Below are 14,881 nucleotides of genomic sequence, written 5' to 3' on the forward strand. Positions count from 1 at the left end.
GGCGGTCACCCAGCGCGCTCGATCTTGTTGAACATCGGGACGGCGGCGAGGAACACCCAGGTCACCAGCACGAAGGGCCAGGTGAGGGTGTGGCCTCCGACCACCTCGAACAGGGTGCCGACGCCGGCCGTCAGGCCCGCCGCCGCCACCGTGCCGATCACGGCGTAGACGGCGCTCACCGAGGTGACCGCGACGAAGGTTCCGAACAGCGCGAGCCCGGTCAGCACGGAGTTGTAGCCGTACAGGCCGGCCCCGAGGTCCGCGGCCTGCGCCCCCAGCGCCCAGCCGGTGAGCAGGCCGATCAGGCTGGAGACCAGGGCCACCAGCCCGGTGACCCAGCCGGCGATCACCAGCCCGGCCAGGAAGATCAGTCCGACGTACCACTTGTTCTGGAAGAACACCTGGCCGACCCCGTTGAAGGTGCCCTTCCAGAAGTAGGTCCAGGTCATCGCCGTGCCAGGAGCGGACTCCGACGGCGGGGCCGAGCCCGCGTGCTCCGCCCACACCCGGCCGAAGGACGGCCCGCCGATCACCATGACGGAGGTGATCACGCAGAAGGGCGCGGTGAACGTGGGCAGGTCGTACGGGGCGAGGACCATCCTCAGCGCCGAGGTCAGCACGCTGCCGGCGATCGCGCCGCCGACGACGAGCGCGGCCGTCATCCACCGAGCGTCCAGATAGAGCACCAGGCTGACGCCGATCAGCGTGCCGCAGAAGCCCTCCAGCCCCGGCGAGATACGGTCCCGCCAGGAGACGCCGAACAGGTAGGCGGTGAGCGTGGCGGCCACCGTCCCCAGCAGCCCGAAGACGCCGAACTGCCACCCGCCCACGAACAGCGCCACGAGGAAGACCAGTCCGGTCCAGTAGTTCGGCTGGAATTCGACCTGCGCTATCCCTCTCGGGATGGTGAGCAGATGGTCGATCCCCCGCCGCCGTTCCGGATTTTCCGCCGGTTCCGGCGAATCCGGCGTATTCGGCGGCGCGGTTGCCGAGGACAAAGGCCAACTCCCTTGGAACGCCGCCATGTGATCGCGGGATGGAAATCTCGTACGCCCGGCCTGATTCCCGCCGCCCCGATCAACTAGCCCAAGAGACGTCACGCTTTGGGTCAACGACCGGCGCGCCGCGACGCCGGCCGCCGGGCTTCACGGGCACGGCAAGGCTTCGCAATCCCTTGGCGATCGCCCTCTCGCCGGACGCCGGGCGGGCAGGACCCCCGCGTGGAGGACCAGGGGAGCGACACCGGGACGATCGTGATCCGCGATGTGCGGATCTTCGACGGGATGAGCGACCGGATCCGCGCCGGGCACGTGGTGGTCGAGGGCACGAAGATCAAGACCGTGGGCAACGGGGACCCGCCCGCGGGCGGCGCGGGCGGCGGGGGCGGCACGGTCGTCGACGGGCGCGGAGGCACGCTCATCCCCGGGCTCAGCGACGCCCACGTCCACCTCGTCCTGGCCGGGGCCACGCAGGCCGAGCTGATGCTCGGCGGCGCCGGCGCCGGTCACCTCAGGGCCGCGGCCGAGGCCCGGGCGATGCTGATGCGCGGGTTCACGACCGTGCGCGACATGGCCGGCGACACCGGCGACCTCAAGCGGATGATCGACGCGGGCGCGCTGCCCGGCCCGCGCATCTACCCGAGCCACGCGGGCCTGTCCCAGACCGGAGGGCACGGCGACTTCGGCATGGTGTACGACGTGCCGACCGCGCTGGGCGGGGCGGCCACGCGTGCGGAGCAGCTGGGGCTCATGCGGATCGCCGACGGCCCCTCGCAGGTCCTCGCGGGCGTGCGCGAGCAGCTGCGGAAGGGCGCCTCGCAGATCAAGATGATGGCGGGCGGCGGGGTGGCGTCCGCCTACGACCACCTGGACGTCCTGCAGTACACCACCGGCGAGCTGCGCGCCGGGGTGCGGGCGGCGGCCGACTGGGGCACCTACGTCGCCGTGCACGTCTACACCGGTGCCGGGATCCGCCGGGCGGTCGAGGCGGGGGTCAAGGTGATCGAGCACGGGCATCTGGCGGCGGAGGACGACCTCGCCTACATGGCCGGCGAGGGCGTCTGGCTCAGCACCCAGCCCTTCGCCGAGAGCGACCACTCCTACCCGGACCCGGCGTCGGCCGAGAAGAACCGGCGGGTGTGCGCGGGGACGGAGCGCGTCTTCGCCTGGGCTCTGAAGCACGGCGTGCGCGTCGCGTTCGGCACCGACCTGATGCTGGACCCGGCCCGCAGCGCCCGGCAGAGCGCGATGCTCGCCCGGACGGCCGGGCCGGCGGGCGGGGCCCTGGCGGCGCTGAGGATCGCCACGTCCGGCAACGCCGAGCTGTTCCGCGAGGCCGGGCCGCGCGACCCCTACCAGAACCCGACGCCCGCCGACGTCGCCGCGCACGGGCGGGTCCCGCACCTCGCCCGCCTGGGAGTGATCGCCGAAGGGGCGTGGGCCGACCTGCTCCTCGTCGACGGCGATCCCACCCGCGACCTGGGCCTGCTGGCCGATCCCGGCGCCCGCCTGAAGGTCATCGTCAAGGACGGCCGGATCTGGAAGAACACCCTCCCCTGACTCAGGGGTCGCGGCGCATGACGATGAGGGCGACGTCGTCCTCGCGGGGGCCGAACTCGGCGATGACGCGGTCGCTGAAGGCCTCCAGGTCCTCTCCCACGTCCGCGGCGAGGGTCCTGAGGCGTTCGAGGTTGTCGCTCAGGGGGACGGTGCGGTCCTCGATCAGGCCGTCGGTGATGAGGACGACGGCGCCGCCCGGCGGGACGCTCGTCTCCTCCAGGCCGAGCCGCTCGGCGGGGAAGCCGAGGAGCAGGCCGCCCCTGCCGCCGTACTCGGCCCTTCCCCCGGCGACGTGCAGGGGCGGGAGGTGGCCCGCGTTGGCGACCTGGAGCCGTCCCGTGCGCGGGTCCAGGGACATCAGGCACATCGTGGCGGTCTGGTCGTCGTGGTAGCGCTGCATCACGTTGTTGAGCAGCCTGAGGATGCCGGCGATGTCATGGCCCTCCGCGGCGAAGGCGCGCATCGCGTGCCGCAGTTCCGCCATGACGGTGGCCGCGTGCAGGGAGTGCCCCTGCACGTCGCCGATGGCCACCAGGACGTCCTCGCCGCGGTCGATGACCTCGTAGAAGTCGCCGCCCACCTCGGCCTGGTCGCTGGCCGGCTCGTAACGGACGCTGAACGCCCAGCCCGGCATGGCGGGGTGGACGGCGGGCAGCAGGCTGCGCTGGAGCGTCAGGGAGATCAGGTGCTCCTCGGTGTAGGAGCGCAGCGCCTCCATCGCCAGCGCCACCGCCTGCCCCAGCTGGCGCAGGAGGTGGGTGGCGTCCTCGTCGGACGCGCCGACGGCCTCGATCGCCACGCCGATCGCGGGACGGCCGCGCTTGGCCCGCGACGTGACCAGCAGCACGTCGCCCCTGGGTTCGCTGTCGGGCAGCAGCTCCCGCCATCGCGCCTCCGGCACGGCGGCGATGCGGGTGCCGGTGTCGTCGCCGAGGCCGGTCGTCGCGGCGAGCCGCGCTGGCACCTCGGGAGGGCACGGCCGGTTCCACGGCTCGCCGCCCAGGTGGACGGTCCTTCTCACCTGGCCGTCCGGGGGGAGGATGTACACCGCCGAGGGCACCGAGAAGATGTCGAGGGCGCCGCGCGCCGCCACCGCCGCGAGCCCGTCGAAGGTCGTGGCGGCGTTGATGGCCAGCGAGGTGCGGGTGAAGGCCGCCATCCGCTCGGCGATCCGCTCGGCCCGGCGCCGGGCCTGGTAGTAGCGCAGGACCGCCTCGGCGGTGGCGATGAACTCGCCCGGGTCGATGGGGTCGGTCATGTAGGCGTCGGCGCCGCGCCGCAGCCCGCTGGTGCGGTCGGTGGCCTCGACGGCCGCGGCGGAGATGTGGACGACGGGCAGCGACGCCGTGGCGGGGGCGGCCTTGATCTGCTCGCAGACCTCCATGCCGTTCGCGTCGGGCAGCTGGACGTCCAGGACGACCAGGTCGACCTGGTGCTCGGCGAGCCGTTCCCAGCACTGGGCGGCGGTGGCGGCCTCCACGACGGTGTGCCCGGCGCGGCGCAGCCAGCTGCCGATGATGTAGCGCTTGGTCTCGTTGTCGTCGACGACCAGGGTGGTCGCGGTCGGTATCGCGTCGGTCACGGCGTCCGCGCCGTCCGCCGGGTCCGCGCCCGCGCCACCGCGTCGGCGAGCATGACCGGTGCGAGCTGGGCCTGGTCGAGGACGGCGTCCACGCGCTCCGGCCGCGTCTCGTCCGAGACGGCCGCGTCCGACGGGGCGATCAGCACGACGGCGGTCCCCAGGGGCGGTCCGTCCGGCCCGCCGACCGCGTCGGCGGGGGAGACGCCGGAACCGAGCAGGATCAGCTCGGGCGGGTCGGCGGCGGCCGCCAGGTCGCGGACGGTCCGCGGGTCGCCGGCCTCGCTGACGCGTTCGGCGACGTCGCCGAGCACGTCGCGCAGGACCCTGCGCCCGGCGTCGTGCGCGTCGGCGACGAGCACGTGCGTGAGGCCGAGTTCGGCCAGGCTCCGGTACGCGGGCAGGCGCAGCGTCACCGTCGTGCCCGCGCCGACCTCGCTCTCCAGCGACAGGTCGCCGCCGAGGGCGTGGGCGAGGCGGCGGGAGTAGGTCAGCCCGATCCCGGTTCCTCCCGGCCTGCCGCCCGGCACCTGGTAGAACTCCTCGAACACGCGCTCCTGCTCGCCGGGCGGGATGCCCACCCCGGTGTCGGCGACGACGAACTCCAGGTAGTCCGGGGTGCGCCGGGTCGTCAGGCGCACCTCGCCCTCGTCGGTGAACTTGAGCCCGTTGGCCACCAGGTTGCGCAGGATGCGGGTCAGCATCACCTCGTCGGTGACGAGGATGAGGGCGCCCGCCTCGGCGGCGTCGAACCGGAGCCGCACCCCGGACTGCTCGGCCATGGGCGTCATCAGGTCCGCCAGCTGCCGCAGCATCGAGGACACCTCGACGAAGGTGCGGCGCGGCGCGAGCCGGCCCTGCTCGGCCTTGGCCATGTCCAGCAGCTCGTTCACCAGGGAGAGCAGGGTCTCACTGGCGCCGGCGACCAGCGAGACCTGGTGCCGCTGCTCCTCGGTGAGGGGTTCGGCGGCGGGGTCGAGCAGCAGCCGGGTGAGCCCGATGACACCGTGGACGGGCGTGCGCAGCTCGTGGCTGATGTTGGCCCAGAAGCGGTTCTTGGCCTCGCCCGCCTCGCGGAGCTGGTCGGACTTCTCCTCCAGTTCGGCGTACAGCGCCACCACCCCCCGGTTGGTCTCCTCCAGCTCGGAGGACAGCTCGTTGTAGAGGGCCATCACGCCCTGGTTGGTCTCCTCCAGCTCGGTGTTGAGCCTGCGGAGCTCCTCGCGCTGCCGCCGGACGTCCTCCAGCGCCTCGACCAGCTCGGCGTTCTGTGTCCGCAGCTCCTCCAGGGCGGTGGCGGGTTGCAGCCGTCCCAGCCGGGCGCGCAGATCGGCGAGGGTCGCGCCGGCCACGTCGGCGACGTCCGCGGGCAGGGCCTTGGCGAGCCGGACGGTCCGCCGCGCCTCCGTGCCCGTCTCCTCCAGCAGGTCCATCAGGCGCGCGGCCGCGGCGTCGCCCTCCTTCGGCCGGCGGGCGTCCCGCGCGGGCGCGTACTCCATCTCGACCAGCAGCCGCGGCGCCGGCCGCCGGTCGAGGAGGAAGGCCACCGCGACCGTGCCCGCGTGGGCCGCCAGCTCCCGGCCGATCTCGCTGAGCGCGGTGGCGACCCGCACCTGGTCCTGGAGGTCCAGGCGGACCGCCGCGGCGACGTGCCGCCCGGCCTGGCGGAGGGCGAAGACCCCCTCGTCGTCGGCCACGCGCAGGCGCAGCAGTTCCTCCGCCACCGGCTCACCTCCGCCCGGCGGTCGTCACGGCGAGGACGCAGCGGTCGTCGTGCCGCACCCCGGCGGAGCGCAGCAGGTCCGCGGCGATCAGCAGCGGATCGCGGGAGGCCCCGGGACGGCCGGCGGCGTCCCACTTGTCGGTCAGCCCGTCGGAGTGCAGCACCACCACGGCGTCCCGGGGCAGGTCGTAGGCGTGCTCGCGCATGGTCCTGGTCTTCGCGCCGGCGATGCCCGGAACCGAGATCATGCCGTGCCGGCGGTCGGGGCCGACGATCCATCCGGCGACGTTGCCCAGGCCCGCGAACCGCACCGCGCCCGCCGCCGGGTCCACGGCCGCCACGGCGACCGCGCCGCCACGGGTCGCCCCGAGCCGCTGGTGCACCAGCCGCAGCAGGTCGATGGGGCGGGCCGGCAGCACGGCCTCGCGCATCGCCGCGACGGCCTCCTGGGCGGCCCGAGCCGCCATCGGGCCGTGCCCGAGGCCGTCGCAGACCATCGCGTACACCGTTCCGCCGTCCAGCCGCGCGGCGTAGGCGTCGCCGCACTCCTCCTCGCCGTCGATCGGCCGGGTCAGGCCGGCGAACGGCGGCCCCGGCGCCGCGGCGGCCCGGCCCCCGAGCCGCGAGAACCCGGCGAACAGGACGGTGCCGGCGCCCGGAAGCGAATGCATCCCGGTGCGGTCGGCGAGCCGCTCGATCGAGCCGAGCCCGAGGCCGAGCGTCCCGGACGTGGAATGGCCGTCCAGGCGGGACGCGGGGACGTCGGTGATGCCGGGCCCCCGGTCCACGCACACGAGCTCCAGCGCGGCCTCCTCCCCCGTCCGGACTATCCGGACGAGGATCTCTCCCTGGACCGCGTGCTTGGCCAGGTTGGTGGCCGCCTCGGTCACCGCGAGCTGGATCTGCCCGAGGCGCTCCCCCGCGAAGCCGAGCCGCTCGGCCAGGCGGACCGCCTGGCGCCGCGCGCCGGCCGCGGCGCTGGGCTCCTCGGCCCGAAGCCAGATCGCGTCACCGGCCGATGGGCTGGTCATCCATCCGGTGCCGGTCAGCGGATCCACTTGGTCACCGTCACCGTGGTGCCCCTCCCGACCTCGGTATCCAGCTCGAACTCGTCGGCCAGGCGCCGCGCGCCCGGCAGCCCCAGGCCGAGGCCGCCGCCGCTCGTCCACCCTTCGGTCAGCGCCTGGGCCACGTCGGGAATTCCGCCGCCCGTGTCGGTGAACACCAGCCGCACGCCGGCGCGGCCCCGCGCGTTGACGACGGGCTCCACGCGCGCGCTGCCGCCTCCGCCGTGCACGAAGGTGTTGCGGGCCAGCTCGCTGGCCGCCGTGACGATCTTGGTCTGGTCGACCAGTGACATCCCCGCCGCGGCCGCCGCGGCCCGCACGAGCTGCCGCACGCGGACCACGTCGTCGTTGGAGGCGATGGGGACGGAGTCACCCGCCGGAGTCGTCACGGGCTGTCCACGGCGCCGGGCCCGATGGCCGGCAGCGGCGCGCCGAGCAGCCGCATGCCCTTCTCCAGGTCCAGGGCGGTGCGGACCCCGCCGAGCGACAGGCCCAGCTCGACCAGGGTGATCGCCACCGCGGGCCGCATCCCCACCACGACCGTCTCGGCGTCCATCAGCCGCGACATCGAGGCGATGGTGGCGAACATCCGGCCGATGAAGGAGTCCACGATGTCCACCGCGGTGATGTCGATGATCACGCCGCGGGCGCCCGTCCTGACGATCCGGTCGGCCAGGTCCTCCTGGAGCGCCAGGACGGTCTGGTCCTGCAGATCGACCTGGATCGACACCAGCAGCACCTGGCCGATCTTCAGAATCGGGACGCGCTCCATCAGGCCCCCGCCCCGCCGACGAGGCGGGTACCGCTGCGCTCCATGGCCCACTCCAGGGCGTCGGCCAGCGAGGCCTTCGTCGGAATGTCGCCGAACTCGATCCCGAGCGCCACGATCGTCTGGGCGATCTGCGGGCGGATGCCGGAGATCACGCAGTCGGTGCCCATCAGCCTGGCCGCCATCACCGTCTTCAGCAGGTGCTGGGCCACCTCGGTGTCCACGGCCGGGACCCCGGTGATGTCGATCACCGCGAACTGCGAGCCCGTCTCGACCAGGCGCTCCAGCAGGGTCTCCATCACCACCTGCGTGCGCGCGGAGTCGAGCGTGCCCACCAGCGGGACCCCGAGGATCCCCTCCCACAGCTTCACCACCGGCGTGGACAGTTCGAGCAGCTGCTCGGTCTGGTCGGCGATGACCTGCTCGCGCGCGGCGGCGTAGGTCTCGAAGGTCAGCAGCCCCAGATCGTCGACACCGGAGGAGAACGCCACGAACTCGGCGTACGCCGCCACGTCGCCGATGGCGCCGACCTGCTCCAGCACCGCCTGCTTGAGCGCGAACACGCTCACCGCGGTCTCACTGGGACTGAAGCCCTGCCGGGCGCGGGTGCGGGAGATCTCGGTCAGCGCGGCCCGGAGTTCCCCGGCCGCCTCCCTCTCGCCGCCGGTCGACCTCTCGATCAGCCCGTACAGCTCGGAGAGCTCGGCTCTGAGCTCACTCTCCGTGATGCGGCCGCGCACCCCCGCGACGACCAGGTCGACCCACCGGTCAAGAATGACATCCCGTCGGGAGCGCAACAGCTCCGGAAGATGCGCATCGCCTGTTCCCTTGCTCAAAAGCCGTGCTCCCTCTCTGCCCCGGGCGCCGTCATCACGCACGAACGCTGCGGGAAGAGTACCGCCCATAGCAGAGAGAATCGGACGAAGCGCCATGATTATTCACTGCCGTTCCGGTTCCGGTCCCGCCTCGGACCCCGCGCGGCGGGCAGGGCGGGGGCGGCGCGGAGGGCCAAGAAGCGACTGACCGGTAACCGCGTCCGCCGGTCACCGGCCGTGACCGAGAGCACGCGCTCGCCGGGGCGGGCCGCCCGCTCAGCGCGAAAGCGGCACACCCGACAAAAAGCCGGACGATGACCTGCTCAGAACACTGGACCATGGATGAAAGTTCATTGTGGCCACTTATACCTGGATGAAGCTCCATGGCCTGGACCGTCCGTCCGGTGGTGTGCTGGCCGGCATGGTGACGATGGAACGGACGTTGGTGCCCGCCGGCGAAGGCCGGGCGGTGCGGGTGGCAGCCGGGCGGCGGGTGCGGGTCGTGGACGTGGAGGGCGGCCAGGTCGGCGACCTGTTCGCGTTCGCCGCGGACGATCCGCGCGAGCACCTGAGCGCCGCGCACACCCGCAGCGTGACGAGCCGGCTGTTCCCGCGGGTGGGCGAGGCGTTCGTCACCGATCGGCGCAGGCCGATCCTGACCCTGGAGGGCGACACCTCGCCGGGCTCGCACGACATGCTGATCGCCGCGTGCGACCCCGCCCGGTACGAGGGGCTCGGGGTCCCGGGGCACGCCTCGTGCGCGGGGAACCTGGAATCGGCGCTGGCGGAGATGGGGCTGTCGATCGCCGCCGTCCCGCAGCCGGTCAACGTGTTCATGCGGATCCCGGTGGAGGAGTCCGGGCGGCTGCGGTGGCTGGCCGCCGAGAGCCGGGCCGGCGACGCGGTCACCTTCGAGGCGGCGATGGACTGCGTGGTCGTCGTGTCGGCGTGCCCGCAGGACCTGGCCGGGATCAACGGCGACGGCCCGACCCCGATGGCGATCGACGTCCTGTGAGGCGGACCGGCCTCGACCCGGTCCGGGAACGACAACGAGAAGGAGAGAGAAGATGACCGTCACAGTCGCGCACCCCGCACTGGAGCCGGGACACGTCGGCGGGCTGCGCACGTCCAACCGCCTGGTGGTGGCGCCCATGACGCGGGTCTCGGCCATGCCGGACGGCACGCCGACGCAAGAGATGGCCGAGTACTACGCGCGGTTCGCGCGCGGCGGGTTCGGCCTGGTCGTCACCGAGGGGACCTACACCGACGCCGTCTACAGCCAGGGCTACCTCAACCAGCCGGGCCTGGTGTCGGAGCGTCACGTGTCCGCCTGGAAGGAGGTCACCGCCGGCGTGCACGAGGCCGGAGGCGCCATCGTGGCCCAGCTGATGCACGCGGGCGCCCTGTCGCAGGGGAACCCCTACCGCGACGAGACCGCGGGGCCGTCGGCGGTGGTGCCGCAGGGTGTCAAGATGCCCGAGTACGGCGGGCACGGCCCATGGGCGGCGCCCCGGGAGATGAGCCTGGACGACATCGGGCAGGCCGTGGACGGTTTCGTCGCCTCGGCGGCGAACGCCAGGCGCGCCGGGTTCGACGGTGTGGAGATCCACGCCGCCAACGGCTACCTGCTGGACCAGTTCCTCACCGACTACACCAACCTGCGCGAGGACTCCTACGGCGGGCCGGTCGCGGCCCGGGTGCGCCTGACGGCGGAGGTCGTCGCGGCGGTCCGCGCGGAGGTGGGGCCGGACTGGCGCGTCGGGGTCCGGGTGTCGCAGACCAAGGTGAACGACTTCCGGTACCGCTGGCCCGGCGGCGCCCACGACGCCGAGGTGATCTTCGCGGCGCTGACCGAGGCGGGCGCGAGCTACCTGCACGTCGCGAGCGAGGGGCGTAACTGGCTCGACTCCGCGCGGCTGGACCGGGGGCTCACCGTCACCGGCCTGGCCCGCCGGGTGAGCGGCCTGCCGGTGATCGCCAACGGCGGGATGCACGACGCGGACCTGTCGGCGCAGGTCCTGGCGGACGGCCACGCCGACCTGGTCTCGGTGGCCCGGGCGGCGCTGGTGAACCCCGACCTGCCGCGCCGCCTCGCCGGGGGCACGGCGCCCGAGCCGTTCGACCATGCGATGCTGTCGCCGATGGTCACCCTGGACAACGCCCGGCGCTGGGGGCTGGCGGCCGGTGCGGACGCCTGATCCGGCGGCCGGGGGCGAGGAGGGGGACGGGGACATGGCCGGAAGCTGGCACGGCGGGGCCGCCGCGGTGGTGGCCCTGGGCTTCGACGTGGACGCCGAGACGCCCGTCCTCGCCCAGGGCGGCCGGTACGCCGCGCACGCGAGCACGATGTCCCACCAGGCTTACGGGCCGGACGTGGGGCTGCCCCGGATCCTGGCGCTGCTGGACGAGATGGAGGTCCCGGCGACGTTCTTCGTGCCCGGCTGGGTGGCCGAGCGGCGCCCGGGGCTGGCCGCCTCGATCGTCGAGCGCGGGCACGAGGTGGCGCACCACTCCTACGCCCACCGTCCGCCCACGTCGATGTCGCCGGAGGAGGAGCGCGCGGACTTCGAGCGCGCCCTGGAGGTGTTCGCCGGGCAGGGCATCGAGATCGCCGGGCACCGGGCGGCGCTGTGGGAGGCGTCCTGGACCACGGCGGAGCTGGTGGCCGAGCACGGGCTGCGCTACGACTCGTCCCTGATGGGCGACGACCGGCCCTACCGGGTCCGGGCCGCGGCGGGCGAGATCGTCGAGCTGCCGGTGCACTGGTCGCTGGACGACTGGGAGCAGTACGCCTTCCTGCCCGAGCCGCACGTCGGCTCGGTCATCGAGTCGCCGCACAAGGTGCTGGAGCTGTGGCGCGCGGAGCTGGACGGCATGCGGCACTACGGGTGCCTGTTCAACCTCTGCGTGCACCCGTTCCTGTCCGGGCGTCCGGGCCGGGCGCTGGCGCTGCGCCGGTTCATCGAGTACGCGCTGGAGTGCGGTGACGTGGCGTTCGCCCGCTGCCGGGACGTGGCGGAGGCGGCGTTCGCCGACCCGGACGTCCGGCCGCGCCCCCACCGCCCGCCGCGGGTGGACCCGGACGTCCACCCGCACTGACCGCCCGCGCCGCCGCGGCCGGGGAGGTCAGAGCATGTCGGCGGCGCGCAGGGCCAGGAAGAGGTCGACGCGGTCGGCGGTGCGGGAGGTGTCGCGGCCGGTCAGCTCACCGATCTTGGCGAGCCGGTTCCGCAGCGTGTTCACGTGCACCCGGAGGGCGGCGGCGGTGGCCTGCCAGTGCCCGTCGTGGTCCAGGAACGCGCGCAGCGTGGCCTCCAGCTCGCCGTCCCGCCTGGCGTCGTGCTCGCGCACCGGCGCGAGCACGCCGTCGGCCAGGGTCCGCAGGGCGGCGGCGTTCTGCGTCCCGAGCAGGAGCCGGTGCGGGCCGAGCTCGGCGAAGGTCCGGACGGCGGGCCCGGCGCCGCCCCGCCGCAGGGTGCGGCAGACCTCCCGCGACCTGATGAGCGGTTCGCGCAGCCCCGCCGGGCCCCGGGCGGTCCCGCCGAGGCCCACGACGGCGCGGTGTCCGGGGAACCGCTCCCCCACGGCGGAGGCGAGCCGCTCGGCGAGGGGCGCCGCCTCCCGCTCGCCGTGCCGCCACGACAGGACGGCCACCACGTCCTGCGATCCGGCCGCCACCACGACCGGGACGCCGGCGGCGACGAAGAACTCGCCGACCACCTCGGCGAGCCCGGGCAGGGTCGCCTCCGGGCCCGCGAACGCCGTCGTCCACACCGCGAGCGGCCCCTCGGGGTCGACGCCGAACGCGCGCAGCCGTCCGGGGACCTCGGCGTCGCGGCTGCCGCCCGACAGCACCATCTCCAGCAGCTCGCTGGCGAACCGCAGCTCGATCGCCTGCACGGCCTGCTGCTTGGCGACCTCCAGGCTGAGGAAGCGCGCCGCCTGGTCCAGCGCGTCCTGCTCGACGCGCGTCAGCTCGCTCACCGGGCGCAGGCAGATCAGCGCCGCGTCCACGTCGCCGACCGCGCCGACCAGGTACAGCGCGGCGCGTCCGGCGGCGCCGAGGTCGAGTTCCAGGGGCGGCGGACGGCGGGTCAGCCCCGTGGCGACCGTGTGGAGCTGGGCGGCGTCCAGCTCCGTCCCGGCCGAGGCCAGCAGCCGGCCCATCCGGTCGACGACCGCGAGCGGCAGTTCGTGGTCGCGGCGCAGCACCCGCAGGACCCCGGACGCGCCCGCGCCCCGCGAGATCGCCGTGGCCAGCGCGTCCCCCCGGCGCACCATGCCGACCAGCGCGCCCTGACGCTCCTCGGTGTAGCGGGTGGCGACCGCCTCGGAGATCGCGGTGAACGGCACCGCCGCCGCGATCTCCAGCAGGGGCACGCCCGCGTCGCGGCAGGCGGCGACCAGCTCCTCCGGCGTGGTGGGGCGCTCCGGGCGCAGGCCGAACACGATGCCCGCCGCCTGGGCCCGCTGGACGTTGGCGACGAACCCGGAGGCCGCGATCCGGTCGTCCCACAGGCCGTTGGTCAGCACCAGCTCGCGCCGCCGCACGTAACCGGACGGGTCGGGCAGCTCGGTGTTGTGGACCCAGGCGACCGGCTCCTCCAGGGCCCCCGGCGGGCCCGGAACCAGGACCCGGAGGCCCAGCGACTCGTCTTCCAGCAGGGACGCCAGCGTGAACATGCTGTGAATCTATCCAGCCAAGCGGACCGATGGTAGAGGTTCCTCTATTCCTGGACGGGCGCCACGGTGCTTTGGTGTGCTGTACGTCACGGACGGAGGAACCATGTCCAGCAACGAATCCGCACACCAGAGCCTTACAGCCCAACCGGTTCGCTTGGAAGAACCGGTTCGATTCGACGAACACGGCATCGAGCCCATCCCGGCCTCCGCCCGCGACTCCACGCCGTGGCAGCAGTTCTGGATCTGGTGCGGGGCCAACATCGCGCCGATCAACTGGGTGCTCGGGGCGCTGGGCGTCACGCTCGGCCTGAGCCTGGTGGAGACCCTGGTGGTCGTCACCCTCGGCAACGTGGTGGGCTGCGCGGTCTTCGGGCTGTTCAACGTCATCGGCCACCGCACCGGCGTCAACCAGATGGTGCTCGGCCGCGGGCCGTTCGGCCGGCGCGGCGCCCTCGTCCCCGGCCTGGTGCAGGGGCTGCTGACCATGGGCTGGGTGGGCGTCAACACCTGGGTGGTCCTGGACCTGGTGATCGAGATCCTCGCCCAGGCGGGGGTGCACGGCGGCGCCGGGCTGCGCTACCTGGTTGCCGCGCTCATCATGGCCGCCCAGCTCGTCCTGGCCCTCTACGGCTTCTACGCGATCCGGACCTTCGAGAAGTACACCGTCCCGGCCACCGTGCTGGTCATGGTGGTCATGACCGGGCTGGCCCTGGGGCAGGCCGACCTCCACTGGACGACCGCCACCGCCACCACCGCGGGAGACAAGTTCACCGCCGTGACCCAGCTGCTCACCGCCATCGGCATCGGCTGGGGCATCAGCTGGCTGCCCTACTCCGCCGACTACAGCCGCTTCGTGCGCCCGCAGGCATCGGACCGGTCGGTGTTCTGGTCCACCGCTCTCGGGATGTACGTCCCCACGGTGTGGCTGGCCGCGCTCGGCGCCTGCCTGGCCAGCGCGGGCGACGGCGGCGACCCGTCCAGCCTCGTGACCGGCGCGTTCGGCGTCATGGCCGTGCCGGTCCTGCTGCTGATCATGCACGGGCCGGTGGCGACCAACATCCTGAACCTGTACTCGTGCTCGCTCGCCGCGCTGTCGGTCGGCATCCGGATCGCCCGGTGGAAGGTGACGCTGGTGGCCGGGACGGTGGCGTCCCTTGTGCTGGTGGTGTTCCTGCGGGCCGACAGCTTCGCCCAGGCGTTCGACCACTGGATGGCGTCCATCCTGGTGTGGATCAGCCCCTGGGCGGCGATCGTCCTGGTGGACTTCTTCGTCCTGCGGCGCGGCCGGATCGACGTGGCCGCCCTCTACAAGGACGGCGGCGCGAACGTCCGGGCCCTGGCGGCCCTGGGGCTCGGGCTGCTGGCGGCATGGGCGTGGCAGTTCGGGACCGTGCCCGCCCTCCAGGGCCCCGTCGCGCGGGCGCTGGGGCACACCGACTTCTCGTGGCTCTCGGGCGGCCTGGTCGCGGGAGGCCTGTACTACGTCCTGGCGCGCCGAGCCCACCGGAAGGCCCCCCGGGCGGCCCCGGTCGAGAAGGTCAACTGACGGGAGCGTCCGTCCCTCCACGGCGAGCCGCCGGCGCGATGGCGCCGGCGGCGCCCGCCGAGACCGTGCGCTGCATCCTCGACAGCCTCGCCCTGGCGCACCGCGCCACGCTCCGCCAGGCGGCGCGCCTGTCGGGGCGGG

13 protein-coding genes are annotated in these 14,881 nt (G+C 73.8%); 5 read left to right on the forward strand and 8 right to left on the reverse strand.

Annotation, left to right across the window (positions count from 1 at the left end):
• Window positions 1-5: 5 nt before the first annotated feature.
• Window positions 6-998, reverse strand: coding sequence for an urea transporter (locus tag AB0C84_RS09340; protein WP_361063207.1), 993 nt, complete (start codon window positions 996-998; stop codon window positions 6-8).
• Window positions 999-1,220: 222 nt separating this feature from the next.
• Here AB0C84_RS09340 and AB0C84_RS09345 point away from each other — a divergent pair, with 222 nt between their 5' ends.
• Window positions 1,221-2,558 carry an amidohydrolase family protein gene (locus AB0C84_RS09345; RefSeq protein WP_361063209.1) on the forward strand — a complete coding sequence of 446 codons (1,338 nt, stop codon included), beginning with the start codon at window positions 1,221-1,223 and terminating at the stop codon, window positions 2,556-2,558.
• A 1-nt stretch (window position 2,559) separates the two neighbouring features.
• Here the strand turns inward: AB0C84_RS09345 and AB0C84_RS09350 are convergent, their stop codons facing one another.
• The 6 genes from AB0C84_RS09350 to AB0C84_RS09375 are packed head-to-tail and all read right to left on the reverse strand — an operon-like array spanning window position 2,560 to window position 8,493.
• Window positions 2,560-4,140, reverse strand: a complete 1,581-nt coding sequence (locus tag AB0C84_RS09350; RefSeq protein ID WP_361063212.1) for a fused response regulator/phosphatase — start codon at window positions 4,138-4,140, stop codon at window positions 2,560-2,562.
• Complete coding sequence (locus AB0C84_RS09355) at window positions 4,137-5,861, reverse strand: ATP-binding protein (protein ID WP_361063215.1); 1,725 nt, start codon at window positions 5,859-5,861, stop codon at window positions 4,137-4,139. Before AB0C84_RS09355 ends, AB0C84_RS09350 begins: the two co-directional genes overlap by 4 nt.
• A gap of 4 nt (window positions 5,862-5,865) precedes the next feature.
• Window positions 5,866-6,918 carry an anti-sigma regulatory factor gene (locus AB0C84_RS09360; protein WP_361063218.1) on the reverse strand — a complete coding sequence of 351 codons (1,053 nt, stop codon included), beginning with the start codon at window positions 6,916-6,918 and terminating at the stop codon, window positions 5,866-5,868.
• Complete coding sequence (locus tag AB0C84_RS09365) at window positions 6,906-7,316, reverse strand: ATP-binding protein (protein WP_361063221.1); 411 nt, start codon at window positions 7,314-7,316, stop codon at window positions 6,906-6,908. Before AB0C84_RS09365 ends, AB0C84_RS09360 begins: the two co-directional genes overlap by 13 nt.
• Window positions 7,313-7,699, reverse strand: coding sequence for an STAS domain-containing protein (locus tag AB0C84_RS09370; RefSeq protein ID WP_179846807.1), 387 nt, complete (start codon window positions 7,697-7,699; stop codon window positions 7,313-7,315). Before AB0C84_RS09370 ends, AB0C84_RS09365 begins: the two co-directional genes overlap by 4 nt.
• Window positions 7,699-8,493, reverse strand: coding sequence for an STAS domain-containing protein (locus AB0C84_RS09375; RefSeq protein ID WP_312879477.1), 795 nt, complete (start codon window positions 8,491-8,493; stop codon window positions 7,699-7,701). Before AB0C84_RS09375 ends, AB0C84_RS09370 begins: the two co-directional genes overlap by 1 nt.
• A 391-nt stretch (window positions 8,494-8,884) precedes the next feature.
• On the opposite strand from AB0C84_RS09375, the gene AB0C84_RS09380 reads away from it, so the two are divergent.
• Genes AB0C84_RS09380 through AB0C84_RS09390 form a run of 3 tightly spaced genes read left to right on the forward strand, consistent with a single transcriptional unit; the run spans window position 8,885 to window position 11,610 of the window.
• Entirely contained in the window at window positions 8,885-9,526 is a 642-nt protein-coding gene (locus AB0C84_RS09380; RefSeq protein WP_361063225.1) for an urea carboxylase-associated family protein, read from the forward strand.
• A gap of 52 nt (window positions 9,527-9,578) precedes the next feature.
• Entirely contained in the window at window positions 9,579-10,709 is a 1,131-nt protein-coding gene (locus AB0C84_RS09385) for an NADH:flavin oxidoreductase (RefSeq protein ID WP_361063228.1), read from the forward strand.
• A gap of 34 nt (window positions 10,710-10,743) precedes the next feature.
• On the forward strand, window positions 10,744-11,610 hold the full coding sequence (locus tag AB0C84_RS09390; protein ID WP_361063231.1) for a polysaccharide deacetylase: 867 nt from the start codon (window positions 10,744-10,746) through the stop codon (window positions 11,608-11,610).
• Window positions 11,611-11,637: 27 nt separating this feature from the next.
• Here the strand turns inward: AB0C84_RS09390 and AB0C84_RS09395 are convergent, their stop codons facing one another.
• Complete coding sequence (locus AB0C84_RS09395) at window positions 11,638-13,194, reverse strand: helix-turn-helix domain-containing protein (protein ID WP_361063234.1); 1,557 nt, start codon at window positions 13,192-13,194, stop codon at window positions 11,638-11,640.
• 154 nt (window positions 13,195-13,348) lie between these two features.
• Here AB0C84_RS09395 and AB0C84_RS09400 point away from each other — a divergent pair, with 154 nt between their 5' ends.
• Window positions 13,349-14,740, forward strand: a complete 1,392-nt coding sequence (locus AB0C84_RS09400) for a cytosine permease (RefSeq protein ID WP_361063238.1) — start codon at window positions 13,349-13,351, stop codon at window positions 14,738-14,740.
• Window positions 14,741-14,881: the final 141 nt, after the last annotated feature.

Origin of the sequence: Actinomadura sp. NPDC048955 (assembly GCF_040649435.1) — a bacterium.
Lineage (GTDB): Bacteria > Actinomycetota > Actinomycetes > Streptosporangiales > Streptosporangiaceae > Spirillospora > Spirillospora luteofluorescens.